This is a genomic window from Vogesella oryzae, assembly GCF_902829295.1.
In the GTDB taxonomy this organism is placed as follows: Bacteria; Pseudomonadota; Gammaproteobacteria; order Burkholderiales; family Chromobacteriaceae; genus Vogesella; species Vogesella oryzae.
In genome coordinates, this window is sequence record NZ_CADEPL010000031.1 from 41,001 (window position 1) to 66,090 (window position 25,090).

The 25,090-nt window shown below is 63.4% G+C and carries 24 protein-coding genes, 2 tRNA genes and 1 pseudogene; 12 read left to right on the top strand and 15 right to left on the bottom strand.

The annotated features are described in order from the left end of the window. Nucleotides 1-123 precede the first annotated feature (123 nt). Nucleotides 124-2,993, top strand: a pseudogene (gene gcvP, locus HU218_RS12550) (aminomethyl-transferring glycine dehydrogenase). A gap of 149 nt (nucleotides 2,994-3,142) precedes the next feature. On the opposite strand, the gene HU218_RS12555 reads toward gcvP, so the two are convergent. From HU218_RS12555 to tgt, 8 genes are all read right to left on the bottom strand, one after another. Then, nucleotides 3,143-3,640 carry a DinB family protein gene (locus HU218_RS12555; RefSeq protein WP_174875284.1) on the bottom strand — a complete coding sequence of 166 codons (498 nt, stop codon included), beginning with the start codon at nucleotides 3,638-3,640 and terminating at the stop codon, nucleotides 3,143-3,145. A gap of 125 nt (nucleotides 3,641-3,765) precedes the next feature. Continuing rightward, nucleotides 3,766-4,431: a tRNA (guanine(46)-N(7))-methyltransferase TrmB gene (gene trmB, locus HU218_RS12560; RefSeq protein WP_174875285.1), complete on the bottom strand. Its 666-nt coding sequence runs from the start codon at nucleotides 4,429-4,431 to the stop codon at nucleotides 3,766-3,768. Between the two features lie 51 nt (nucleotides 4,432-4,482). Next, nucleotides 4,483-6,378, bottom strand: coding sequence for a DNA mismatch repair endonuclease MutL (gene mutL, locus HU218_RS12565; RefSeq protein ID WP_174875286.1), 1,896 nt, complete (start codon nucleotides 6,376-6,378; stop codon nucleotides 4,483-4,485). Further along, the gene (locus tag HU218_RS12570; protein WP_217450819.1) at nucleotides 6,375-7,022 is read right to left on the bottom strand and encodes a DedA family protein; all 648 of its coding nucleotides are present in this window, start codon (nucleotides 7,020-7,022) and stop codon (nucleotides 6,375-6,377) included. The genes mutL and HU218_RS12570 overlap by 4 nt, the downstream gene beginning before the upstream one ends. A gap of 123 nt (nucleotides 7,023-7,145) precedes the next feature. After that, the gene (gene secF, locus HU218_RS12575; RefSeq protein ID WP_174875288.1) at nucleotides 7,146-8,081 is read right to left on the bottom strand and encodes a protein translocase subunit SecF; all 936 of its coding nucleotides are present in this window, start codon (nucleotides 8,079-8,081) and stop codon (nucleotides 7,146-7,148) included. 12 nt (nucleotides 8,082-8,093) lie between these two features. Further along, complete coding sequence (secD, locus tag HU218_RS12580) at nucleotides 8,094-9,941, bottom strand: protein translocase subunit SecD (RefSeq protein WP_174875289.1); 1,848 nt, start codon at nucleotides 9,939-9,941, stop codon at nucleotides 8,094-8,096. Between the two features lie 43 nt (nucleotides 9,942-9,984). Further along, on the bottom strand, nucleotides 9,985-10,272 hold the full coding sequence (yajC, locus tag HU218_RS12585; protein WP_174875290.1) for a preprotein translocase subunit YajC: 288 nt from the start codon (nucleotides 10,270-10,272) through the stop codon (nucleotides 9,985-9,987). Between the two features lie 133 nt (nucleotides 10,273-10,405). Continuing rightward, nucleotides 10,406-11,521, bottom strand: a complete 1,116-nt coding sequence (tgt, locus tag HU218_RS12590; protein ID WP_174875291.1) for a tRNA guanosine(34) transglycosylase Tgt — start codon at nucleotides 11,519-11,521, stop codon at nucleotides 10,406-10,408. A 124-nt stretch (nucleotides 11,522-11,645) separates the two neighbouring features. Here tgt and HU218_RS12595 point away from each other — a divergent pair. The 11 genes from HU218_RS12595 to HU218_RS12645 all read left to right on the top strand — a co-directional run bounded on the left by HU218_RS12595 (nucleotide 11,646) and on the right by HU218_RS12645 (nucleotide 19,944). Beyond that, nucleotides 11,646-11,722, top strand: a tRNA-Val gene (locus tag HU218_RS12595). Nucleotides 11,723-11,903: 181 nt separating this feature from the next. Then, on the top strand, nucleotides 11,904-13,805 hold the full coding sequence (thrS, locus tag HU218_RS12600; protein ID WP_174875292.1) for a threonine--tRNA ligase: 1,902 nt from the start codon (nucleotides 11,904-11,906) through the stop codon (nucleotides 13,803-13,805). Between the two features lie 42 nt (nucleotides 13,806-13,847). After that, nucleotides 13,848-14,366 (top strand): translation initiation factor IF-3, encoded by a 519-nt coding sequence (infC, locus tag HU218_RS12605; RefSeq protein ID WP_425509251.1) that lies wholly within the window; start codon nucleotides 13,848-13,850, stop codon nucleotides 14,364-14,366. Nucleotides 14,367-14,517: 151 nt separating this feature from the next. Continuing rightward, complete coding sequence (gene rpmI, locus HU218_RS12610; protein WP_054287050.1) at nucleotides 14,518-14,715, top strand: 50S ribosomal protein L35; 198 nt, start codon at nucleotides 14,518-14,520, stop codon at nucleotides 14,713-14,715. Between the two features lie 12 nt (nucleotides 14,716-14,727). After that, nucleotides 14,728-15,084, top strand: coding sequence for a 50S ribosomal protein L20 (rplT, locus tag HU218_RS12615; protein ID WP_017507005.1), 357 nt, complete (start codon nucleotides 14,728-14,730; stop codon nucleotides 15,082-15,084). Between the two features lie 118 nt (nucleotides 15,085-15,202). Beyond that, nucleotides 15,203-16,186 (top strand): phenylalanine--tRNA ligase subunit alpha, encoded by a 984-nt coding sequence (gene pheS / locus HU218_RS12620; protein WP_174875293.1) that lies wholly within the window; start codon nucleotides 15,203-15,205, stop codon nucleotides 16,184-16,186. An 18-nt stretch (nucleotides 16,187-16,204) separates the two neighbouring features. Continuing rightward, a complete protein-coding gene (gene pheT / locus HU218_RS12625; protein WP_174875294.1) occupies nucleotides 16,205-18,565 on the top strand; it encodes a phenylalanine--tRNA ligase subunit beta in 2,361 nt (786 codons plus the stop codon). Nucleotides 18,566-18,640: 75 nt separating this feature from the next. Next, nucleotides 18,641-18,943, top strand: a complete 303-nt coding sequence (locus HU218_RS12630; protein ID WP_174875295.1) for an integration host factor subunit alpha — start codon at nucleotides 18,641-18,643, stop codon at nucleotides 18,941-18,943. Next, nucleotides 18,924-19,271, top strand: coding sequence for a MerR family transcriptional regulator (locus HU218_RS12635; protein ID WP_174875296.1), 348 nt, complete (start codon nucleotides 18,924-18,926; stop codon nucleotides 19,269-19,271). The genes HU218_RS12630 and HU218_RS12635 overlap by 20 nt, the downstream gene beginning before the upstream one ends. 30 nt (nucleotides 19,272-19,301) lie before the next feature. Further along, a tRNA-Pro gene (locus HU218_RS12640) sits at nucleotides 19,302-19,378 on the top strand. Between the two features lie 98 nt (nucleotides 19,379-19,476). Next, on the top strand, nucleotides 19,477-19,944 hold the full coding sequence (locus tag HU218_RS12645; RefSeq protein WP_174875297.1) for a CreA family protein: 468 nt from the start codon (nucleotides 19,477-19,479) through the stop codon (nucleotides 19,942-19,944). 95 nt (nucleotides 19,945-20,039) lie between these two features. On the opposite strand, the gene pqqE is transcribed toward HU218_RS12645, so the two are convergent. The 7 genes from pqqE to HU218_RS12680 all read right to left on the bottom strand — a co-directional run bounded on the left by pqqE (nucleotide 20,040) and on the right by HU218_RS12680 (nucleotide 25,069). Further along, nucleotides 20,040-21,152: a pyrroloquinoline quinone biosynthesis protein PqqE gene (gene pqqE, locus HU218_RS12650; RefSeq protein ID WP_174875298.1), complete on the bottom strand. Its 1,113-nt coding sequence runs from the start codon at nucleotides 21,150-21,152 to the stop codon at nucleotides 20,040-20,042. Beyond that, nucleotides 21,145-21,417: a pyrroloquinoline quinone biosynthesis peptide chaperone PqqD gene (gene pqqD, locus HU218_RS12655; RefSeq protein WP_174875299.1), complete on the bottom strand. Its 273-nt coding sequence runs from the start codon at nucleotides 21,415-21,417 to the stop codon at nucleotides 21,145-21,147. The genes pqqE and pqqD overlap by 8 nt, the downstream gene beginning before the upstream one ends. Next, nucleotides 21,411-22,163 carry a pyrroloquinoline-quinone synthase PqqC gene (gene pqqC / locus HU218_RS12660; RefSeq protein ID WP_174875300.1) on the bottom strand — a complete coding sequence of 251 codons (753 nt, stop codon included), beginning with the start codon at nucleotides 22,161-22,163 and terminating at the stop codon, nucleotides 21,411-21,413. The genes pqqD and pqqC overlap by 7 nt, the downstream gene beginning before the upstream one ends. Further along, nucleotides 22,156-23,082: a pyrroloquinoline quinone biosynthesis protein PqqB gene (pqqB, locus tag HU218_RS12665; RefSeq protein ID WP_174875301.1), complete on the bottom strand. Its 927-nt coding sequence runs from the start codon at nucleotides 23,080-23,082 to the stop codon at nucleotides 22,156-22,158. The genes pqqC and pqqB overlap by 8 nt, the downstream gene beginning before the upstream one ends. A 10-nt stretch (nucleotides 23,083-23,092) precedes the next feature. Then, nucleotides 23,093-23,173 (bottom strand): pyrroloquinoline quinone precursor peptide PqqA, encoded by an 81-nt coding sequence (pqqA, locus tag HU218_RS17210; protein ID WP_036986317.1) that lies wholly within the window; start codon nucleotides 23,171-23,173, stop codon nucleotides 23,093-23,095. Between the two features lie 220 nt (nucleotides 23,174-23,393). Beyond that, nucleotides 23,394-24,326, bottom strand: a complete 933-nt coding sequence (locus HU218_RS12675; RefSeq protein ID WP_174875302.1) for a quinoprotein relay system zinc metallohydrolase 1 — start codon at nucleotides 24,324-24,326, stop codon at nucleotides 23,394-23,396. Continuing rightward, a complete protein-coding gene (locus HU218_RS12680) occupies nucleotides 24,323-25,069 on the bottom strand; it encodes a quinoprotein dehydrogenase-associated SoxYZ-like carrier (RefSeq protein ID WP_246211077.1) in 747 nt (248 codons plus the stop codon). The genes HU218_RS12675 and HU218_RS12680 overlap by 4 nt, the downstream gene beginning before the upstream one ends. Nucleotides 25,070-25,090: the final 21 nt, after the last annotated feature.

A 25,090-nucleotide genomic window follows, 5' to 3' on the forward strand; every position in this document is an offset into this window, starting at 1 on the left:
GGGCTTTTTTGTTTCTAGCCACGAAGACACACGGAAGGACAGGCCCCTGACCGCCACTGCGGCCAACCTTGCTGGCTGTGTTTCCGTGTGTTTTCGTGGCCATTGAAAGACGGAATCGAAGACATGTCGCTCTCGCAACTGTTCAATCATCAAGAATTCATCGAACGCCACATTGGCCCGTGCGAGGCCGAGAAGGCCGAGATGCTGGCCTACGTGGGTGCTGCCTCGCTGGAAGACCTGGTCGCGCAGACCGTACCGGCCAATATCCGCTTCAACCGCGCGCTGGACATTCCGCCGGCACAACGTGAAGCCGATGCCCTGGCCGACCTCAAGGCTGTGGCCAGCAAGAACGTAGTGAACAAATCCTTCATCGGCCTGGGTTACTACCCGGTGCTGACCCCGGGCGTGATCCTGCGCAACGTGCTGGAAAACCCGGGCTGGTACACCGCTTACACCCCGTATCAGGCAGAAATCGCCCAGGGCCGTCTGGAAGCGCTGCTGAACTTCCAGCAGATGATCATCGACCTGACCGGTCTGGAAGTGGCCAACGCGTCGCTGCTGGATGAAGCCACCGCCGCTGCCGAAGCCATGGCCATGGCGCGCCGTGTATCCAAGTCCAAGTCCAACCAGTTCTTTGTCGACAGCCGCGTGCTGCCGCAGACCCTGGACGTGATGAAGACCCGCGCCGAATACTTCGGTTTCGAGCTGGTGCTGGGCCATCCGGAAGAAGCCGGCAATGCCGACTACTTCGGCGTGCTGTTCCAGTACCCGGGCGAATCCGGCGAACTGCTGGATCTGACCCCGTACATCGCACCCCGTACATCGCTGCCGCCAAGGCGCGTGGTGCGCTGGCCGTCGTGGCTGCCGACGTGATGGCGCTGGTGGCACTGAAGTCGCCGGCCGAAATGGGCGCTGATGTCGCCGTGGGCAACACCCAGCGCTTCGGCGTGCCGATGGGCTTCGGTGGCCCGCACGCTGCCTTCTTCGCCTTCAAGGACGACATGAAGCGTTCCGCTCCGGGCCGCATCATCGGCGTATCGGTGGATGCCAAGGGCAAGACCGCGCTGCGCATGGCGCTGCAGACCCGCGAACAGCACATCCGTCGCGAAAAGGCCAACTCCAACATCTGCACCTCGCAGGTGCTGCTGGCCAACATCGCCGGCATGTACGCCGTCTACCACGGTGCCGAGGGCGTGAAGCGCATCGCTGCACGCATCCACCGCATGGCCGCCATCTTTGCCCACGCGGTGAAGGCTGCCGGTGGCAAGCTGGTGTTCGACCGTTTCTTCGATACTGTACAGGTTGACCTGGGCGCCAATGCGGCCAACGTTTACGCCGCTGCGCTGGCAGCCGGCATCAACCTGCGCGATGCCGGCAACGGCGTGCTGGGTGTGGCCTTCCACGAAGCCGCCACCGAAGCCGACCTCAAGCAGCTGATCGAGCTCTTCACCGGCAAGCCGGCCGACATCGCCGCGCTGGACGCCGCCGCTGCCGACGCCATTCCGGCCGCGCTGAAGCGTGAATCCGCCATCCTGTCGCACCCGGTGTTCAACACCCACCACAGCGAACACGAGATGCTGCGCTATCTCAAAAAGCTGGAAAACCGCGACCTGGCGATGAACCACTCCATGATCAGCCTCGGCAGCTGCACCATGAAGCTGAACGCCACCAGCGAGATGATCCCGATCACCTGGCCGGAATTCGCCAACATGCACCCGTTCGCCCCGCGCGAACAGACTGCCGGCTACCTGGAAATGATCGAAGGCCTGCAGCAGCAGCTGATGGCCATCACCGGCTTCGACGCCATCTCCATCCAGCCGAACTCCGGCGCGCAGGGCGAATACGCCGGCTTGCTGGCGATCCGTCGCTACCACGCCAGCCGTGGCGAAGCGCACCGCACCATCTGCCTGATCCCGCAATCCGCACACGGTACCAACCCGGCTACCGCGCAGATGCTGGGCATGCAGGTCGTGGTGGTGAAGACCGACGACAACGGTAACGTGGACATGGCCGACATGCGTGCCAAGGCCGAGCAGCATGCGGCCAACCTCGGTGCGCTGATGATTACCTACCCGTCCACCCACGGTGTGTTCGAGGAAGGCATCAAGGAAATCTGCGAGATCGTGCACGCGGCCGGTGGCCAGGTGTACATGGACGGCGCCAACATGAACGCCCAGGTGGGTCTGACCCGCCCGGCCGACATCGGTGCCGACGTGCTGCACATGAACCTGCACAAGACCTTCTGCATCCCGCACGGCGGCGGCGGCCCGGGCATGGGCCCGATCGGCATGAAGTCGCACCTGGCGCCGTTCATGGCCAACCACGTGGTGTCCGCCGTACCGGGCGCCGTGGCCGGCCAGAGCGCGGTATCCGCAGCGCCGTTCGGCTCCGCTTCCATCCTGCCGATCTCCTACATGTACATCCGCATGATGGGCGCGGAAGGCATGAAGCACGCCACCGAAATGGCACTGCTGAACGCCAACTACCTGATGAAGAACCTGTCGGCGCACTACCCGGTGCTGTACACCGGCCGTAACGGCCGCGTGGCACACGAGTGCATCATCGACCTGCGCCCGCTGAAGGCCGCCTCCGGCGTGACCGAAGTGGACGTGGCCAAGCGCCTGATGGACTACGGCTTCCACGCGCCGACCATGAGCTTCCCGGTAGCGGGCACGCTGATGATCGAGCCGACCGAATCCGAATCGAAGGCCGAGCTGGATCACTTCATCGCCGCGATGCTGTCCATCCGCCAGGAAATCGACAAGGTGCAGAACGGTGTCTGGCCGGCGGACAACAACCCGCTGGTGAACGCACCACACAGCAAGGCCGACATCGCCGGCGAGTGGACCCGTCCGTACAGCCGCGAAGAAGCCTTCTTCCCGCTGCCGTACGTGCTGGAAAACAAGTTCTGGCCGAGCGTGAACCGTATCGACGACGTCTACGGCGACCGCAACCTGATCTGCAGCTGCCCGTCCATCGACAGCTACCAGTAAGCTGCTGACGTTGGCCGCATGCGGCCAACCCGGCATGACAAAGCCCCGCGCAAGCGGGGCTTTTTGTTATCGGCCGGCGATGGGCGGAAGCGTCAGCAACGTTGTACGTCGCGGTAAACACCGCCGGCTATTGCCTTGGCTGGGGCGAATCAGGCCGGCTGCTGCTGTTGCAGAAACACCGGCAGATCGGTTGTTGGCGGGAAAACATCCAGACTGTACAGCATGCCCGCCGCATGGCCGCGGTGGTAGCTGGCGTGATTCACCACGTGCAGCAGGATGTCACGGCGGCGCATGCGGCCGGCACCGCCGCCGATAAATTCAAAACTGACCATTTCATCCCGTTCGGCTTCGTCCAGCGCGGCGGCGTAGTCGACATACCACTGGTTCAGCGCTCGCTGGCGATCGACCAGTTCCACAATGTCCGGACAGTGTTCCGGATTGCGGCTCGTCAAGCCATGCGCGGTGCCGAGCAGGTGGCATTGCCAGACATAGTCGATGGCAAGGGCGTGGTTGAGGGTGCGGATCAGGCTGCCAAACACAATCGGCTGCGGGGCGAGCAAGTCTGCTTCCGGCAGTGTGGCGACGGCGGACAAGAACAGATCGTCGGCCCAGGCCTTGTAGCGGGTAAGCGTTTGCGTGTCTGTCATGGCTAGCTCCTGCGGGTTTCCCGTGGTGATTAAACGGCAACGGCCGAATCAGGCAGATTATACGACATTGTCGTAGCAATCCGTTTGGTGGCGTCAGCCATCAGCCAGTGGCGCATCCGCTGGTGTCAGCTGGCGGCGGGCAGGTCGACCACCACTCGCCACAGTGCATGACCGGAGTGGTGGTATTTGCGCTCGAACGGGGTGAGGAAGTCGTGCGGCTGCCAGCGTTCGGCGTGGCAGGGTTGGCCGCATAGCTGGCTGACCGCCAGCGCGTGTTCTTCGGCATAGGTCTGCCAGTTGCTGCGCAGCTCCAGCCGTCCGCCCAGCGCCAGCGCCACCGGGAATACTGCGTGGCCGTGCCAGCGGCGCTGCAGGTGTTCAGGCTTGGGCCACGGGTTGGGGTACAGCATCCATTGCTGTGCCGGGCGGATGCCGTCGGCGGCCAGCAGGCGCCAGATGTCCACCATGTCGGCACGCAGCAGCAGCGCGTTATCCGGCAGCGGTGCCGGTTTGCCGCGCTGCAGCCGGTCCAGCGACTGGTCGATGCCGACCACGAAGTGATCCGGCTGCTGCGCCGCCAGGTTCTGTGTGGAAGCGCCCACGCCGCAGCCGGTGTCCAGCACCAGCGGGCTACGGCCGTCCCAGGCTGCCAGCAGGGTGGCGTAGGCGGCGCGGTTGTAGTCGGCGAACGGTTTCTGGAACGGATGCTGGGCATGGCGCGCCACCACCTCGGCCAGGCGGCTGTGTGGGCCGGGTTGCGAACTGGTGACGGGGCGGGAGTTGGCGAACATGAGGAATCCGGAAGTGGAAAAGGTTGGCCGCATGCGGCCAACCCGGGTGAATCATTTACCGCGCATGAACAGGTTATCGAGATCGCGCATGCTGAGCCGGCTCCAGGTCGGACGGCCGTGGTTGCATTGGCCTGAGCGCTCGGTGGCTTCCATGTCGCGCAGCAGCGCGTTCATTTCCGGCAGTGTCAGCTGGCGGTTGGCGCGCACTGCACCGTGGCAGGCCATGGTGGCCAGCAGCTCGTTGCGGCGCTCGGTCAGCACTTCGGTGAGGCCGAATTCGCGCACGTCTTTCAGCACTGCACGCGCCAGTTCTACCGGGCTGCTGTCCTGCAGCCACACCGGCACACCGCGCACGGCGATCTGGGTGGGCGACAGCGGCGCCAGCTCGATGCCGAGGCGCTGCATGGCGGCGCCGTGCTCGTGCACGGTGGCGACCTCGAACTTGTCGGCGGCGAACGATACCGGCAGCAGCAAGGGCTGCATCGGGATGGTGTCGGCCTCCAGCGCGGTTTTCAGCCGCTCATAGACGATGCGCTCGTGCGCGGCGTGCATGTCCACCACGATCAGCCCGTCCTCGCACTGGCTGAGGATGTAGACGCCGTGCAGCTGCGCCAGCGCGAAACCCAGCGGCGGAATGCCGTCGCTGGCGTCGGGCAGTCGTTGCGGCGCACTGCCGGCCGGCGGCAGCACGTAGCTGGCAGGGGCGGGGATCGGGCTGCGCTCTTCGTCGCGCAGACCGGAGAACATCTTGTCGTAGACGCCGACCGCCTCGCGCGCCACGTGCAGCGGGATAGTCTGCTGTTCATAGCGGAACGGCGTCGGCGTGCGGCCAACGTTGGCCGCACTGCTGCTGCTACCGGGTGACGGCAAGCGCGTGTCCTGGCTCGCGCTGCTGGCGGCGGGACTGGCGGCTGCGCTGGCTTGCCCGTCGTCCAGTTGCACGGCGGGGCTGGCGCCGGCGGGGGGGCTGGCCAGCGCGCGGTGCACGCTGTGGAACAGGAACTGGTGTACTGCCTGGCTTTCGCGGAAGCGCACCTCGATCTTGGTCGGATGCACGTTGACATCGACGTTGGCCGGATCCAGCGTAAAGAACAGCGCGTAGGCAGGGTGGCGCTCATGGTGCAACACATCGCGATAGGCCTGGCGCAGCGCGTGCTGTGCGGTCTTGTCGCGCACGAAGCGGCCATTGACGTAGAAATACTGCGCGTCGCGGCTGGCCTTGGAGTAGGTGGGACTGGCGATGAAGCCGGTCAGTGTCAGGCCGGCGGCCACGGTTTCCACCGTTAGCGCGGCGTCGACGAAATCCTTGCCCAGCAGGGCCGACACCCGGTCGGCCAGGCTTTGTTGTGGCAGCCGCCACACTACCTTGCCGTTGTGGCGCAGGATGAACTCCACCTGCGGGTGCGCCAGCGCGATGCGCTCGAACGTGGCGGCGCAGTGGGCGTACTCGGTGTTTTCACTCTTCAGGAATTTGCGCCGCGCCGGGGTGTTGAAGTACAGGTCTACCACTTCTACGCTGGTGCCGGTCGGGTGCGCCGCCGGCTCCACCGGGTGCAGCGTGCCGTCGATGGCAATGATCTGGTGGGCGTGATCGGCATCCTGCGGCCGGCTGGTGAGGGTGAGGCGCGACACCGAGGCCACGCTGGCCAGGCCCTCGCCGCGAAAGCCTAGCGTGGCGACGCTTTCCAGGTCGTCCAGACTGCCGATCTTGCTGGTGGCGTGGCGGTCCAGTGCCAGCGGCAGCTCTTCTGCGGCAATGCCGCGGCCGTTGTCGGTGACGCGGATCAGCTTGATGCCGCCCTGCGCCAGATCGACGCTGATCTTGTCGGCGCCGGCATCCAGGCTGTTTTCCAGCATTTCCTTCAGCGCCGAGGCCGGGCGTTCCACCACCTCGCCGGCGGCGATCTGGTTGACCAAATGGTCCGGCAGCTTGCGGATGTGCTTCATGCGCGATTGGCCTTGGCGGCAAATTTGTTGCGCAGGATGGCGATGAAGGTCGGTGCCAGCGACACGGCGATGATGGCCAGCATCAGCAGCGACAGGTTGTTGCGCACCACCGGCAGATTGCCGAAGGCAAAGCCCAGCAGGCAGAAGCCGCCGACCCACAGCATGGTGCCGACCACGCTGGAAGCGAGGAAGCGCAGGTAGCGCATATGGCCCATGCCGGCGATGAACGGGGCGAAGGTGCGCACGATGGGGGCGAAGCGCGCCAGGATGATGGTCTTGCCGCCGTGCCTGGCGTAGAAGGCTTCGGTGGTGGTCAGGTACTGACGGCGGAAGATGCGCGAGTCCGGATTGGCAAACAGGCGCTTGCCGACGGTACGGCCGATCAAATAATTGCAGCTGTCGCCGAGAATGGCGGCGCTGCCCAGTGTCAGCATCACCAGTGCCAGCGCCAGCTGGCCGCTGGCCGCCAGCGCACCGGCCATGAACAGCAGCGAGTCGCCGGGCAGGAACGGGGTGACCACCAGCCCGGTTTCGCAGAACACGATCAGGAACAGGATGGCGTAGACCAGCGTACCGTACTGGGCGATCAGTTCCGCCAGGTGCACGTCGATGTGCAGGATGAAGTCGATCAGGAAGCTAATGATGTCCATGAGAGAGTACCGGAGTGGCTGACAGGGCAGGGCTGCGAACAACCCGGCCGTGTCAGGCACCCAAAAAAGTTGGCCGCAGGGTATGCGGCCAACCTTGGTGCCCGGAAAAGCACGTGGTCAGACCACGGCTTCTTCTTTCGGTTTCACGATCTTGATCATGTGCTCGCGCTTGGTGCCCAGCGCTAGTGCCAGCGGGCTGGCGACCAGTACCGAGGAGTAGATGCCGAACACGATGCCGATGGTCAGCGCCATGGCGAAGCCGTGCAGCGCCGGACCGCCGAAGATCAGCATCGACAGCACCATGGTCTCGGTAGAGCCGTGGGTGATGAAGGTACGGCTCATGGTGGCGGTAATGGCGTTGTCGATCACCTCGGCAGTGCCCTTGCCACGCATGGCCGGACGGCGGAAGTTTTCGCGGATACGGTCGAATACCACCACCGATTCGTTCACCGAGTAGCCCAGCACTGCCAGCACGCCGGCCAGCACGGTGAGGCTGAACTCCCACTGGAAGAAGGCAAAGCAGCCGAGAATGATCACCACGTCGTGCATGTTGGCGATGATGGCGGATACCGCCAGACGCCATTCGAAACGCAGCGCCAGGTAGAGCACGATGCCGAGGCAAACCAGTGCGATGGCGGTCAGGCCGTGGGTGACCAGTTCTTCGCCGACGCTGGGGCCGACGAACTCCACCTTGCGCAGCTGCACGCCGGCATCACCGGCCTTGAGCAGGCCCATGACCTGTTCCGACAGCTTGCCGGAGTTGGTGCCCGGCTTGTTGGGCAGGCGGATCATCACGTCGCGGCTGGTGCCCAGGCTCTGTACCTGCACTTCGCCCAGCTTCAGGCCATCCACGCGGTGGCGGATGTCCGGCAGGTTGGCCGCTTGCTGGTACTGCACTTCCATCACCGTACCACCGGTGAATTCCACCGACAGGTTCAGCCCCTTGGTGAACAGGAACACCACGGCCAGGATGAAGGTCACCAGCGAAATCAGCGTGGTCACCTTGCCGTAGCTCATGAACGGGATGTCCCGTTTGATGCGGAAAAACTCCATCTTGCAGGATCCTTATTTGGTTTCCGGTTTCCACACCTGGCCGATGGATACGCTAGCCAGGCGACGGCGACGGCCGTACCACAGGTTGACGACAGCGCGCGATACCAGCACCGCGGAGAACATCGAGGTCAGGATGCCCAGGCAGTGCACCACGGCAAAGCCGCGCACCGGGCCGGAACCGAAGATCAGCAGCGCGAGACCGGCGATCAGCGTGGTGACGTTGGAGTCCAGAATCGTCGCCCAGGCATGGCCGTAACCGGCATTGATCGCCGATTGCGGCGGTATGCCGTTACGCAGCTCTTCGCGGATACGCTCGTTGATCAGTACGTTGGCGTCGATGGCCATGCCGAGGGTCAGCGCGATGGCGGCGATACCCGGCAAGGTCAGCGTGGCCTGCAGCATCGACAGGATGGCGACCAGCATGAACAGGTTGGCCGCCAGCGAAATCACCGAGATCACCCCGAACACGCCGTAGTACAGCATCATGAACACGGCGATGGCGGCGAAGCCCCACATGGTGGAGTGGAAGCCCTTCTCGATGTTTTCCTTACCCAGGCTCGGGCCGACGGTACGCTCCTCGATGATGTTCATCGGCGCGGCCAGCGAGCCGGCGCGCAGCAGCAGGGCAGTATCGTTGGCTTCCGCCGGGTTCATGCTGCCGGAAATCTGCACGCGGCCACCGCCGATTTCACTGCGGATTACCGGCGCGGTTACCACTTCGGCCTTGCCTTTTTCCACCAGGATCATCGCCATGCGCTTGCCGATGTTCTGTGCGGTGACATCGCGGAAGATGGCGGCACCGGCGGCATCCAGGTTGATGTGTACCGCAGCACCGCCGTTTTCATCAAAGCCGGCCTGGGCGTCATTGATGTTGTCGCCGGTCAGCTCGACATCTTTCTTCACCAGGATCTTCTGCGGGCCTTGCGCGGTCAGCTCGTCCAGCAGGTCGTAGCCGGCGGGCGTGTTACCGGCTAGTGCTTCGGCCATCTTGGCGGAGTCGTCCTCCACCATGCGGACCTGCAGCGTAGCGGTACGGCCGAGGATGTCCTTGGCCTTGGCAGTGTCCTGCACGCCCGGCAGCTGTACCACGATGCGGCTCGGGCCGGCTTGCTGGATCACCGGTTCGGCGACGCCCAGCTCGTTGACACGGTTATGCAGGGTGGTGATGTTCTGTTTCACCGCATCACCCTGAATGCGGGTGATTTCTTCCGGCTTCAGCGTCAGGGTCAGGCGGTTGCTGGCCTTGTCGGCATTGAACGACAGCGTCGGCAGGGTACGGGCCAGCTGGTCGGCGGCGGAGCTCAGGGTGGCCTCGTCACGCAGCTGCACTTCCAGCGTGGTGTCGCCGCTGCGCTTGATGTTGCCGTAGCGGATCTTGGCGCTGCGTAGTTCGCGGCGGATATCGGCGGAATAGCGCTCCATGGTCTTGTCGACCGCGGCTTTCATGTCCACTTCCAGCAGGAAGTGCACACCACCGCGCAAGTCCAGACCCAGGAACATCGGGTTGGCGTGCAGGCGGGTCAGCCAGTCGGGGGACGCCGGCAGCAGGTTCAGCGCGATGATGTAGTTGTCGCCCAGCAGTTGCTGGATGGCATCGCGTGCCTTGATCTGGGTGTCCGGGTCCTTGAAGCGGACTTTCAGGCTGTTGCCGTCCAGGAAAATGCCCTGGGGTGCAATGCCCTGTTGTTTCAGGGTGTCTTCGATGCGGGCCATCAACGCCGCGTCCACCGGAATGGACTGTCGGCTGCTTGATCCCTGCACCGCCGGCGTTTCGCCGAAGAAATTGGGCAGGGTGTAGATCGCCGAAGTGATCAGCGCCAGCGCAATGAGTAGGTATTTCCAGATCGGGAAGCGGTTCATGGAAGGCTAGGCAGGAAAAGGGCCGCGCAGGCGGCCCGGGGTTTTACAGGGACTTGATGGTGCCTTTTTCCAGCTTGGAGCCCACGGCGCCGCGCTGAACATTGATTTCTACACCACTGGCGATTTCGATGCTCAGGTACTGCTCGCCGGTTTTGGTCACGCGGCCGATGATGCCGCCCTGGGTGACCACTTCATCGCCCTTGACGATTTCGGACAGCATCTTCTGGTGTTCCTTGGCGCGTTTCTGCTGCGGACGTACCAGCAGGAACCAGAACAGCACGAAGATGACGATCATCGGCAGGAACTGCATGAATTCGGTGGCGTTAGCCATGGGGGTCTCCCTTGAAGGTGTTGATCTTGTATATGGGACGGGCATTGTAGCCACGGCCTGCGGGTTTTCCAACCGTACCAGGTTGGCCGCAACAGCGTGAGACTGCGGCCAAGCCTGCGGGTTCAGTGTCGCGTCAGTTCACGCCACGGGCGCGACGCTGGTGGAAGCCGGCTTTCCAGTCTTCGAACTGGTCGGCATCGATGGCATCGCGCATCTCCTGCATCAGCGCCTGATAGTAGTACAGGTTGTGAATGGTATTCAGTCTGGCGCCCAGGATTTCGCCGGTGCGATGCAGGTGGTGCAGGTAGGCGCGGCTGAAATTGCGGCAGGTGTAGCAGCCGCAGTGCTCATCCAGCGGCAGCTTGTCGGCCTTGTAGCGCGCGTTCTTGATCTTGACGTCGCCCCATTGGGTGAAGATCCAGCCGTTGCGGGCGTTGCGGGTCGGCATCACGCAGTCGAACATGTCGATGCCGTTGGCCACGCCGTGTACCAGGTCTTCCGGGGTGCCGACGCCCATCAGGTAGTGCGGCTTTTCTGCCGGCAGCATGTCCTTCAGCTCGGTGAGCATGCGGTACATCTCGGGCTTGGGTTCGCCCACCGACAGGCCGCCGATGGCGATGCCGTCAAAGCCGATCTGCATCAGGCCGTCCAGCGACTCCTGGCGCAGGTCCTTGTACAGGTTGCCCTGCACAATGCCGAACAGCGCGTTGGGGTTTTTCAGGTCATCGAAAGCGCGGCGCGAGCGTTCTGCCCAGCGAAGGCTCATGCGCATCGACTTGGCGGCGGTGGCATGGTCAACCTGCCCAGGGGTGCACTCGTCGAAGATCATCACGATGTCGGAGTTGAGCACCTTCTGGATTTCCATCGATTTTTCCGGCGACAGGAACAGCTTGTCGCCGTTGACCGGGCTCTGGAAGGTGACTCCCTCTTCGGTAATCTTGTTCAGCGCACCCAGGCTGAACACCTGGAAGCCACCGGAGTCGGTGAGGATGGGCTTGTCCCAGCCGATGAAGTCGTGCAGGCCACCGAATTGTTCGATGATTTCCAGACCCGGGCGCAGCCACAGGTGGAAGGTATTGCCGAGGATGATCTGGGCGCCGATGTCGGTCAGCTCGTGCGGGCTCATGGCCTTCACCGAGCCGTAGGTGCCCACCGGCTGGAATACCGGGGTTTCCACGGTGCCGTGGTTCAGTTCCAGCGTGCCGCGGCGGGCGCCGCCAGAGGTTTTGTGCAGGGTAAACTTCAGCATGTGCTTGATATTAATCGCGAGATTTCCGAATTCAGCCGCGCAGTATACACCGCTGAACCCGGCTCTGTGCGCCGGCAGCTTGTCAGTCGGGCGATTTGCCGCTAGTATTGCTCCCCTAGACAACAGGCACGTAGCTCAGCTGGTTAGAGCACCACCTTGACATGGTGGGGGTCGTTGGTTCGAGTCCAATCGTGCCTACCAACAGAATATCGCTGTGGAGAAGATCATGGTTTTCCGAACTACCACCACCCGTATCTCGAAATGAGTTCGAGCCTACGGGTGTTTGCGTAAAGCGGAACACTCCTCAGCAAAAAAGTGCGGCTCAAGGCCGCACTTTTTTTTTGCCGTTTTGAAAACTGTCCACCTTTGAGCTGGAGTTGCTATGCCTGACATTCGCCTGCCTGACGGTTCCATCCGTTCCTTCGACAAGCCGGTAACCGTGCATGAAGTGGCTGCGTCCATCGGCACCGGTCTTGCCCGTGCGGCGCTGGCTGGCCGCGTGGACGGCAAGCTGGTTGATACTTCGTCCCAGATTGCGGCCAACGCCGATCTGGCCATCATCACCGACAAGGATGCTGACGGCCTGTCCATCATCCGCCACTCCACCGCCCACCTGCTGGCCTACGCGGTGAAGGAGCTGTTCCCGGAGGCCCAGGTCACCATCGGCCCGGAAATCGAAAACGGCTTCTACTACGATTTCGCCTACAAGCGTCCGTTCACCCCGGAAGACCTGGTGGCGATCGAGAAGAAGATGAGCGAGCTGGCGAAGAAGGATATCCCGGTAGAGCGCTACGAGCTGCCGCGTGACGAGGCGATTGCCTACTTCAAGAGCATCGGCGAGGCGTACAAGGCCGAGATCATCGCTTCCATCCCGCAGGGGGAAGTACTGAGCCTGTACCGCGAAGGCGAATTCACCGACCTGTGCCGCGGCCCGCACGTGCCGTCCACCGGCAAGCTGAAGGTATTCAAGCTGATGAAAGTGGCCGGCGCCTACTGGCGTGGCGACAGCAAAAACGAGATGTTGCAGCGCGTATACGGTACTGCCTGGGCCAAGAAAGAGGACCTGGACGCCTACCTCTACATGCTGGAAGAGGCGGAGAAGCGCGACCATCGCAAGCTGGGCGTGCAGCTGGATTTGTTCCACCTGCAGGACGAGGCGCCGGGTATGGTGTTCTGGCACCCGAAAGGCTGGCAGCTGTGGCAGAGCATCGAGCAGTACATGCGAGGCAAGCTGACTCGCGAAGGCTATCAGGAGGTGCGTACGCCGATGATGATGGACGCCACCCTCTGGGAGCGTTCCGGTCATGCGGCCAACTATCGCGAGAACATGTTCATCACCGAGTCCGAGAAGCGCGACTACGCGGTGAAACCGATGAACTGCCCGGGTCATGTGCAGATTTTCAACAGCGGCCTGCGCTCTTACCGTGAGCTGCCGCTGCGTTACGCCGAATTCGGTTCCTGTCATCGCAACGAACCGTCCGGCGCGCTGCACGGCATCATGCGCGTGCGTGGTTTTGTGCAGGACGATGGTCACATCTTCTGTACCGAAGATCAGATCAATCAGGAAGCCAAGGATTTTCACCGCCTGGTGATGGAAGTTTACGAGCGCTTCGGTTTTGACAAGGTTTCCATCAAGCTGGCGCTGCGCCCGGAAAAGCGCATCGGTGCGGAAGAAACCTGGGACAAGGCGGAAGAGGGCATGCGCGAAGCATTGCGCGCCTGTGGCGTTGAGTGGGAAGAATTGCCGGGCGAAGGCGCTTTCTATGGCCCGAAGATCGAATACCACATCAAGGACGCGCTGGGTCGCTCCTGGCAGTGCGGTACGCTGCAGCTGGACTTCATGTTGCCGGAACGTCTGGATGCCGAGTACGTGGCCGACGATAACAGCCGCAAGCGCCCGGTGATGCTGCACCGCGCAGCGCTGGGTTCGCTGGAGCGCTTCATCGGCATCCTGATCGAAAACCACGCCGGCGCCTTCCCGCTGTGGCTGGCTCCGGTGCAGATGGTGGTGATGAACATCACCAGCAATCAGTCCGAATACGCGCAACAGGTGGCAGACAAATTGCGTTCTCACGGCTTCCGTGTCGATCTTGACTTGAGGAACGAAAAGATCGGCTATAAAATCCGCGAACACAGCCTGCAAAAGCTTCCATATCAAGTCGTTATCGGCGACAAGGAAATGGAAGGCGGGTTGGTGGCCGTACGCGCCCGTGGTGAAGACCTGGGCCAGATGTCGGTGGATGCCTTTGTGCAGCACCTGACTGCTGCGCTTGCGCAGAACTGATAGCCGTACCGGCCGATCTGAATTTTTTAAGGAGTAATAGCTATAGCTCAGGAACGCGAATCGCGGATCAATGGCGAGATTACAGCTCGCGAAGTCCGTCTGGTAGGTGAAGAAGGCGAACAGCTTGGCATCGTGACCGTGCGTGAAGCACTGGCATTGGCCGAGGAACGTGATGTGGATCTGGTGGAGATTTCTCCAACTGCCCAGCCGCCGGTATGCAAACTGATGGACTACGGTAAATTCAAATACCAGCAGTCCAAGAAGAAGCATGAAGCCAAGCTGAAGCAGAAGCAGGTGCAGATCAAGGAAATCAAGTTCCGCCCGGGTACGGACGACGGCGACTACAACGTCAAGCTGCGCAACTTGATCCGTTTCCTGGGTGAAGGCGACAAGGCCAAGATTACGCTGCGTTTCCGCGGCCGTGAAATGGCTCACCAGGACATCGGTCTGGCCCTGCTCAAGCGGGTAGAGGCTGATCTGGCCGAAGTTGGCACCGTAGAACAGTTCCCGAAACTGGAAGGTCGCCAGATGGTCATGATGATTGCCCCGAAAAAGAAATAATCGGGTATAATCATCGACTTCCGCACGGCAGGTTCGCCTGCCGTGTTGGTTTTGTAGGTCGCAAGACTTGCAACAAAAGCGTGACGCAGCGGTTTCAAGTGCCGATGGCCACCCTGTGTCTAATCTAACGAAAATTCAGCAGGAGATTTCCATGCCGAAGATGAAAACCAAGTCGAGCGCGAAAAAGCGTCTCAAAGTGCTGGGTAACGGCGGCGTTAAACGCTCCATGGCCTTCAAGCGTCACATCCTGACCAAGAAGACCACCAAGAACAAGCGCCAGCTGCGCGGTACCACCATGGTACACGCTACCAACATGGCCTCTGTTCGCGCCATGATGCCCTACGCATAAGGAGACTGAATAATGCCACGCGTAAAACGCGGTGTAACCGCACGTGCTCGTCACAAGAAAATCCTGGCCCTGGCGAAAGGCTATCGCGGCCGTCGCAAGAACGTCTATCGCATCGCCAAACAGGCGGTGATGAAAGCCGGTCAATATGCATACCGCGACCGTCGTCAGAAAAAGCGTCAGTTCCGTCAACTGTGGATTGCTCGTATCAACGCAGCTGCTCGTGAAAACGGCCTGCCGTACAGCAAGTTCATGAACGGTCTGAAGAAGGCTCTGATCGAAATCGACCGTAAGGTTCTGGCCGATCTGGCCGTGTTCGACAAGCCGGCATTTGCTCTCATCGTTGAGAAAGCGAAAGCCGCCCTCGCTTAATAGCAGGACATCTGAAAGGGAGGCTGATGCCTCCCTTTTTTTTCGATTTACCGCCCAAGAGTGCTGATTCGAGCGGCCAACGTTCCGGTCAGTTTTCTTACGCATACTGGTGCGACCCATGAGCAATGTTGACGTGATTCTGAAGGAAGGTCTGGCGGCACTCGACACCGTGACAGACCTCGTGGAACTGGAACAGGTCAAAGCCCGCTACCTCGGCAAGAGCGGTGCGATGACCGAGCTGCTCAAGCAGCTGGGCAAACTGTCGCCGGAAGAGCGCAAAACCGCCGGTGCCACCATCAATGCTGCCAAGCAGGCATTCGAAGGCCGCCACAACGAAGTGCGCGATGGCATCAACAACGCCAAGCTGGAACAGCAACTGGCTGCCGAGGCGCTGGACGTGTCGCTGCCAGGCCGCGGCCAACTGCCGGCCGGTCTGCACCCGGTGACGCTGACGCTGGAGCGCATTACCGAGCTGTTTGCTACCCTGGGCTTTGCTGTGGCCGATGGCCCGGAAATCGAGACCGATTTCCATAACTTCCAGGCGCTGAACATTCCGGAAAATCACCCGGCGCGCGCCATGCAGGATACCTTCTACGTGGAAGGCGGCGATGTGCTGCGTACCCATACCAGCCCGATCCAGGTGCGCTACATGCTGGACAACCAGCCGCCGATCAAGATCGTGGCGCCGGGCCGGGTGTACCGCGTGGACTCCGATGCCACCCACTCGCCGATGTTCCACCAGATGGAAGGCCTGTGGATTGACCGCGACGTGAGCTTCGCTGATCTGAAAGCCACCATCACCGACTTCCTGCGCCGCTTCTTCGAGCGTGACGATCTGCAGGTGCGTTTCCGTCCGTCGTTCTTCCCGTTCACCGAACCGTCCGCCGAGATCGACGTGCTGGGCGAGCGCGGCTGGCTGGAGGTTGGCGGCTGCGGCATGGTGCATCCGAACGTACTGCGTAACGTGAACATCGATCCGGAGCAGTTCACCGGCTTTGCCTTCGGCATCGGCCTGGATCGTTTTGCCATGCTGCGTTACGGCGTCAACGACCTGCGCCTGTTCTTCGAGAACGACCTGAACTTCCTCAAGCAATTCAACTGAGCGCGCGGAGACCGAGCAATGCAATTTTCCGAACAATGGCTGCGTAGCCGTGTGAATCCGTCGCTGACCACCGACGAGCTGTCCTACCTGCTGACCATGGCGGGTCTGGAAGTGGAAGAAGTCGAGCAGGCCGCGCCCGCGTTCAGCGGCGTGGTGATTGCCGAAGTCAAAGAGTGCGTCAAGCACGAGAATGCCGACCGCCTGCGCGTGACCAAGGTCGATGCCGGTACCGGCGAGCTGATCCAGATTGTGTGTGGCGCGCCGAACGTGGCTGTCGGCGTGAAGATCCCGTGCGCACTGCCGGGCGCCATCCTGCCCGGCGATTTCAAGATCAAGCCGACCAAGATGCGTGGCGTCGAATCCGGCGGCATGCTGTGTTCCGGCAAGGAGCTGGGCGTGCCGGATGACGTTGACGGCCTGCTGCTGCTGCCAGCCGACGCACCGGTCGGCCAGTCCATTCGCGACTACCTCGGCCTTGACGACGCACTGTTCACCCTGAAGATCACCCCCAACCGCGCCGACTGCCTGTCGCTGCGCGGTATTGCTCGCGAAGTGGCCGCGCTGACTGGTGCGCCGCTGGCACCGCTGGCCATCGATGCCGTGACGCCGCAATGCGACGACAAGCGTAGCGTCAAGATCGATGCGGCCAACGCCTGCGGCCGTTACATCGGCCGTGTGATCAAGGGCGTCAATGCCGCTGCGGCAACGCCGGAGTGGATGCGTCGCCGTCTGGAACGCTCCGGCCTGCGTCCAATTTCCGCCATCGTCGATATCACCAACTACGTGCTGCTGGAGCAGGGTCAGCCGATGCATGCCTTCGATCTGGCCAAGCTGGATGGCGGTATCACCGTGCGTTTTGCCCGTGACGGCGAAAAACTGGTGTGCCTGAACGAGAAGGAAGTGGCACTGACGCCGGAGCTGCTGGTGATTGCCGATGACAGCAAGCCGCTGGCCATCGCCGGCATCATGGGCGGGCTGGACAGCGGTGTTACCACTGAAAGCAGCGAAATCTTCTTCGAAAGCGCGTTCTTCAATCCGGACATCATCGCCGGCAAGGCGCGTGATCTCGGCTTCGGTTCCGACTCCTCCTACCGCTACGAGCGCGGCGTCGACTTCGTGCTGCAGCAGGAAGCGATCGAACGCGCTACCGCGCTGACGCTGGAAATCTGCGGCGGCGTGGCCGGTCCGCTGGTGGAAACCGTGGGTAAGCTGCCGGCGCGCAACCGCGTGAAAGTACGTACCGCGCGCGTGGCCAAGGTGCTGGGTGTAACGTTGGCCGCAGAGCAGATCGCTGCCATCTTCACCCGTCTGGGCTTCGGTTTTGACGCGGTGGAGGACGGTTTCGTGGTGGAAGCGCCGAGCTTCCGTTACGACATCGCCATCGAGGAAGACCTGATCGAGGAAATTGCCCGCGTCTACGGTTACGACGCGATTCCGTCCGATGCGCCGCGTTCGCGTCTGGCCATGCTGCCGCAGCCGGAAACGCTGCGCCCGCGCGGTGAAGTGCGCCGCCTGCTGGCTGGCCGCGATTTCCAGGAAATCGTCAGCTACGCCTTCGTGGAAGAAAAATGGGAGCGCGATTTCGCCGGTAACAGCAACCCGGTACGTCTGCAAAACCCGATCGCCAGCCAGATGAGCGTGATGCGCTCCAGCCTGATCGGCGGTCTGGTCGACGTGCTGGCGGGCAACCTCAACCGCAAGCATAACCGCGTGCGCGTGTTCGAGATCGCCCGCGTATTCCTGAAACAGGCCGATGGTAGCCTGTTGCAGCCGGAACGCGTCGCCGGTCTGGCCTACGGCAGCCGTGTGGCCGAGCAGTGGGCCAGCAAGGCCGAGCGCGTGGATTTCTACGATGCCAAGGCTGATGTCGAGGCGCTGCTGTATCCGCGCGTGGCCGAATACCGCAAGGGCGAACATCCGGCCTTCCACCCCGGCCGTTGTGCCGAGGTGGTGCTGGACGGTGCCGTGGTCGGTCATGTCGGCGAGCTGCATCCGCGCTGGGTGCAGGCGTACGGCCTGAGCACCGCGCCGGTACTGTTCGAACTGGCCGCCGAGGTGGTCGAACAGAGCCGCCGCGTAGCGGTGCAGCCGGTCAGCAAATTCCAGCCGGTACGCCGCGATTTGGCGCTGGTGGTGGCCGAGGAAATCACCTTGGCCGCACTGCAGCAGGCCATGCAGGCTGCGGCGCCGGCGTTCGTGCGCGAACTGGCACTGTTCGACGTGTACCGCGGCAAGGGCGTGGAAGAAGGCAAGAAGAGCCTGGCACTGCGCATCATCATGCAGGCGGATGATCGGACGCTGGTGGACGATGAAGTCGAGCAGGGCGTTGCCGCCATGCTGGCTGCCGCCCAGGGTTGCGGCGCCGAACTGCGCGCCTGATTGTTATCTGTTTACGCCACCCGCGCGGTGCGGGTGGCCAGTTTCACGTATCTGATTTTGTAGTGAGGAATTGTCATGACTTTGACCAAGGCCGAGTTGGCCGATTTGCTGTTCGATAAAGTGGGCCTGAACAAGCGCGAAGCCAAAGACATGGTGGAATCGTTTTTTGAAGAAATCCGTGCCACGCTGGAATCCGGCACCAGCGTCAAACTGTCCGGTTTCGGTAACTTCCAGTTGCGCGACAAACCGCAGCGCCCGGGCCGCAACCCGAAAACCGGCGAAGAGATTCCCATCACTGCCCGCCGCGTGGTAACTTTCCACGCTAGCCAGAAACTCAAGGGAATGGTTGAACTCTATCATGCCGACAAACAAGGCTGAGCTGCCGCCGATCCCGGCCAAGCGCTACTTCTCCATTGGTGAGGTCAGCGAGCTGACCGGTGTGAAGCAACACGTATTGCGTTACTGGGAACAGGAGTTTTCCGAGTTGCGCAACGTTACCCGCCGCGGCAATCGCCGCTATTACCAGCATGCGGAAGTGTTGTTGGTGCGTCGTATCCGCGCGTTGCTCTATGACGACGGTTTTACCCTGCACGGTGCGCGCCAGCGCCTGTCCAGTGATGAACCGGCGCCAATGACCGCGCAGCAGGTACGGGCGGAACTGCAGTCTCTGGTCGATTGGCTGGATATCTCGCTTGGCAAAAATTGATTCATTGCCTATAATCTTTCCCTCTTTAGTCGGGGCGTAGCGCAGCCTGGTAGCGCACCTGCATGGGGTGCAGGGGGTCGGAAGTTCGAATCTTCTCGCCCCGACCAAATACCCGTTTCAGACAGAAAAGCCATCCATAAGGATGGCTTTTTTGCATTCTGCGGCATACTTGTTGGAGATTTGAACTCAACTTGCGGAGCTCTCGATGAAACACGGGTTATGGGCAGTGCTGCTGGCCATGCTGCCGCTGCTGGCGCAGGCAGAAAAAGTGGGTGACGTGTCTACCGCCTTCAAGCTGATCGGGCCGAATCACAAAGTGGTGGTCGAGGTGTTCGACGATCCGCTGGTGACCGGGGTGAGTTGTTACCTGTCACGCGCCAAGACCGGCGGCGTGTCCGGTGCGCTGGGGCTGGCCGAGGACAAGGCCGAGGCGTCGGTGGCTTGCCGCCAGGTGGGAGCAATCGCCTTCAAGGGGCCGCTAGCGCAGGAGGACGAAGTCTTCACCGAGCGTGCCTCGATTCTGTTCAAGCATGTGCGCGTGGTACGCATGGTGGATGCCAAACGCAATACCCTGGTGTACCTGGTGTATTCCGATCGCCTGATCGACGGCAGCCCGAAGAACAGCGTTACCGCGGTGGCGGTGCCGGCTTCGCTGAAAATCCCGCTCAAATAAGCCGTGCGGCCAACCACGGCCATGAAAAACGCCCTGTCGTGCAGTACGGCAGGGCGTTGCTGTCTGGCGCGGCACAAGCTTGGCCGCAGGCGGATTCAGGCGCTGAAGGAAAAGCTGCGCAGGGTATACGGCTGCTCGCCCAGCTGCGCTTCGCGCCGCGCCAGGGTGACGACCTGCTCGTGCTGCGGCGAGCGCTCGCACACCGGGTCCAGCGTGTCGGCGCTGCCGGCCAGCGCCAGCGCTTGACAGCGGCAGCCGCCGAAATCGCGCTCCTTGTGCTCGCAGCCGCCGCAGGGTTCCGGCATCCAGCTGCTGCCGCGATAGGCGGCAAAGGCCGGCGAGTCGTACCAAGCTGCAGCCAGGGTGCTGTGCGGCACGCGCGGAAATTGCAGGTGCGCCAGCGTCTGCGCCGCGTGGCAGGGCAGCAGGGTGCCGTCCGGCATCACGTTGAGGAAGCGCTGCGCCCAGCCGCCCATGCAGGCCTTGGGGCGACGCGCGTAGTAGTCCGGAATCACGTAGTCGATCACCATGCGGCCACGGGTTTGCTCGCGCCATTGCGTCACCGTGGCGGTCATCGCGTCCAGCTGTGCCTCGCTGGGAATCAGCGCCGCGCGGTTTTGCAGCCCCCAGCCGTAGTACTGGGTGTTGGCCACTTCCACGCGGGCGATGCCGTGCTGCTCGGCGTAATGCAACATGGCGTCCAGCTCGTGGGCGTTGCTGCGGGTGATGACGAAGTTCAGCGTCAGCGCCAGGCCACTTTGCTGCACCAGCGTCAGTGCGGCCTGTTTTTTCGCCCCCCCGCCGCGAAAGCCGGACAGCCGCTCCGCCTGCGTCTCTTCCTGCCCCTGGAAGCTCAGCTGCACGTGGTTGAGGCCGGCGGCCTGCAATGCGGCCAACCTTGGCGCATCCAGCAGCACGCCGGAGGTGATCAGGTTGCTGTACAGCCCCAGCTCGCTGGCGTAGGCCACCAGCTCCACCAGGTCGGCCCGCGCCATCGGCTCGCCGCCGGAAAAATGCACCTGCAGCATGCCCATGTCGGCAGCCTGGCGCAGCACCTCGCGCCAGCCGGCAGTGTCCAGCTCGGCGCTGGCCGGGGTCAGCGCCAGCGGGTTGGAGCAGTAGGCGCAGCGCAGCGGGCAGCGGTGGGTAAGTTCCAGCAGGATGGCCAGCGGCGGTTCCAGCAGGCGCGAGGTGGTGGGATCAGTCATGGCGCAGAAAGCCTTTCTCGCTCATGGTGGTGAACAGTGCCAGCACGTCCTGCTGCACGGTGGCCAGCGGCGCGGCGAACTCTGCGGCCAACCCGTCGCACAGCTGGCCGATGCTGACACCGGCGCTGCGCTCCAGGCACAGCCGCGCCAGCTCGTCGATGATCAGCATCCGTTCCGGCCCCAGCAGCACCCAGCGCTGGCGTACCTTGTCGTGTTGCAGCCGGGTGCCGGGTGCCAGCTGCACGCGGTGGCTGAGGCTCAGCATGGCGGCAGCGCCGGGTCGAAGGCGCCGGGCGGGATCATGCCGGGCGCCACGTAGGCGCTGTACAGCGCGTCCAGCTGCGCCCACAGCACATTGCACTTGAAGGTCAGCGCGTCCAGCACGCCTTGCTGCTCGGCCACGGTCAGCGCGTGGCGCTTGACGTAGTCCAGCGCGAAGTCGGCATCGCGCGGTGCCTGCGACAGGCGGCGGCGGAAGTAGGCCAGCACCTTGTCGTCGATGAAGTCATAGTTTTCCAGCAGCCCGATGATGCGCTCCTGATGGATGGCCGGAGCGAACAGCTCGGTCAGGCAGGAGGCCACTGCCACCACCGGCGGGTGGCGGGCGACGAAGTCGACGTAGGCTTCCACCGCGAACACCGTGGCCGGCAGCGCGCCCTGGCGCGAGATCACGTAGTCGCGCGGCAGGCCGAGGCCGTCGGTGAGCACCAGCCAGCGCTCGATGCCGCCTTCCTCGTCGCCGTAGCCGTCGTGGTCGAGGATGCGTTGCACCCATTCGCGGCGAAGCTCGCGGTCGTGGATGCGGCTGATCAGCGCCGCGTCCTTGCGCGGAATCGCCGCCTGGTAGCAGTAGCGGTTCAGCGCCCAGGCCTGTACCTGGCCGAATTCCAGCTTGCCACCGTGCAGCAGGTGATGGAACGGATGGCGGTTGTGATAGCGCGCATGGCCGATGGTGCGCAGCGCGTCTTCCAGTTCCGCCGGTGACAGCGGGGCAGTGAGGGGCTTATTCAACGCTGAACTCCATGCCGTCGTGCGCCAGCTGCCAGCCGGCGGCGGCGATGGCGGCGCGCTCGGGGCTGTGCGGCAACAGGACGGGGTTGCTGTTGTTGATGTGGATGAAGCGCTTGCTGGCCAGCGGCACATCGTGCCACAGCGCCATGCTGCCGTTCTCGCCGCTCATCGGCAGGTGGCCCATGCGGGCGGCGGTCTTGTGGCCAAGGCCGGCGCGGATCATCTCGTCGTCGGTGTAGGTGGTGCCGTCGAACAGCAGGCTGTCGCCGGGACGCAGCCGGGCCTTGATGTCGTCCGGCAGCGCGGCACAGCCCGGCAGGTAGATCAGCCGGCCGACGCTGTCGGCGCTGGAAATCGCCAGCCCGATGGTGTCTTCCGCCACGCTGCCAAAGTTGGCCGCCGCCGGGTCTTCCAGCCACAGCGCCACCTTGCCGGGGATGGTGAACGCTTCCACCCGCACGCCGCTGTCGGCGCCATCGGCATCCAGCACTGGCTGCAGCGTGTCCAGTGCCAACGCGCGGCGCGGCACCAGCTGGCGGTCCAGCACATTGAACACCGCGTTGGCGGCGAGAATGCCCTGCACCCGGCCGGTGGCGTACAGCGCGAACGGTTGCCCTTCGCGTAGCGACAGCAGACCGGCGATGTGGTCGACATCGGCATTGGTCAGTACCGCCGCCTGTAGCGGGGTGGAACGCGGAAAATGTTGTGGTTGCAGCGCCGGGGTGGCCGCCAGCTGCTGGCGGATATCCGGCGAGGCATTGATCAGCACCCAGCGCGCGCCATCGGCCGATACGGCGATGGAAGATTGTGTCTGCGGGGCCAGCCGTCCTTCACGGGCGGCGCGGCAGGCATCGCAGGCGCAGTTCCACTGTGGCAGGCCTCCGCCCGCCGCAGCACCCAGCACGATGACGCGCAACATGATGCTGGCCTCAGCGCTCGGCGCACATGTAGCAGTTGATCTCGCAGCCGAGGGAAACTTCGATCACTTTCGGGGTAGTCCAGGTACGCATGGTGATTCCTTCACAGAGATAAGCAATGCCGGGATGGCCAGATCACTATAAGAAGCTGACGCCGCGGGGAGAATGCGACTTTAGTCGCAAGAATGGCGGCCGGCTGGCAGATAAAAAAACACCCGCCGAGGCGGGTGCCAAAAGGCCCGAACTTACGCCACCCGGAGGAGATGGGCGGTGGCAGCGGGGGCTGCCGATCGGTGCCGGGGTGAACTCGGGGTCAGGGGCGCAGCGCCGGCAGTGCCTCCTGTTCGTAGCGGCCGTACAGAAAGCCGGTGCTGCGGCGCCACTCGTCGCGCGCCTCGGCCCAGCCGGCAAACTCGGCGGGCAGCGGCAGCGCCATCACTTCGTTGGCCGTCAGGCCGAGGTTGGCCGCACGGCGCAGCGTGGCATCCAGCCATTGCAGATAGCGGCGCGTGGCGCGGATCGGCTCCTTGTCATGGCTCACCGGCCCGTGCCCGGGCACCAGCACCGTAAACGGCAGTGCCTCCAGCCGCGCCAGCGACTGCAGCCAGCTGGCGATATCGGCATTCGGCAGCGTCGGCGTGCGGCCATTGAACACCTGGTCGATGGCGTACAGCACGCCGCTAGTGTGGTCGAACACCGCGATGTCCGACTGGGTGTGGCCGGGCACGGCGATGAACTCCAGCCGGTGGCCGCCGATGTCGCGCATGCCGGTGGCCAGCGGCGCGGTCGGCAGCTGCACCTCGGTACCCTGCATGCGCTCGCCCACCAGCCGGTACAGGTTTTCGGCCAGCCCGTCCGCCTCGCTGCGCAGCATCGCCGTGGTGCGCTCGTCGGCGCGGATCGGCACATCGCGGAACGCCTGGCTGCCGAGGAAATGGTCCGGATGCTTGTGGGTGAGGATCAGCTCGCGCACCGGCTGGCCGGTGGTGGTCGCGATGACCCGGCGGTACTGCTCGCCAAAGGCGCGCGATGGCCCGCTGCCGATCACCACCACGCCGTCGCCGGTGGCGATAAAGGCGCTATTGACCAGAAAGCCGCCGTTGGCCGCGGTGAAGTAGCCGGTGTCGGCGATCACCGCCCAGCTGTCCGCCGCCACCGGCTGCGGCTGGATCGGATAGTCCTGGGCATGGGCCGTGGCGGCCAGCAACGCCAGCCACAGGCAGCAACGTTGGCCGCGGCGCTTCATGGCAGTGCCTGCAGCCGGGCGTGGTAGAAGTTGCCGTCGCTGTCGCGGGCGCTCACTTGCAGCGGACCGGGCAACGCTTGCGGCAGCCGGAAGGTAAACAGCGGGTTTTCCGCCAGCGGTGCCTGCAAGGTCAGCGTGGCCAGCGGCTGGCCGGCGCCATCCGCCAGCTGCAGCGCTTCCAGATAAAACGCCGGAATATTGCCGACCAGCCCGGTATCCATCGGATGCATGATGCGCAGCCGGATGCGCTGCTGGCCGTCCTGCTGCCACACGCGGCCGTACAGCCGGCCCAGCAGCGTGCTCCAGTCGGTGCTGTTGCGGGTGGGGGTGGGCAGCGCACAACCGCCACCCGGCGCGTCTACCCGCTGGCCGCCGACATGCCACACGCCATCGGCGGTGCGGGCGGCGGCACGCACCGGCGTGGCCTGGTTGACGCGTATCGCCACCGACAGCACCGGCGCCAGCCGCAGCGGCGTCATGCGCAGGGCCAGCGGCAGCGGGTTGTAATCGGCAAACAGCAGCAGCTCCTCGACCTGGCCCAGCGCGCTGGCATCCACGCTCACCGGCACGCGCTGGCCGTCTTCCACTTGTTGCGGCAGGGTGACTTTCACCCGCTGGTCGAATACTGCCGGCGCATCCTGCAACACGGTGTGCTGCATCACCTCCCACATCACCGAGTGCAGCGGGTCATCGCCCTGGCTGGCGGCCAGTGCCGGCAGCGGCAGCAGTGCCAGCAGCGCCAGCGTGCGGCCAACGTTGGCCGC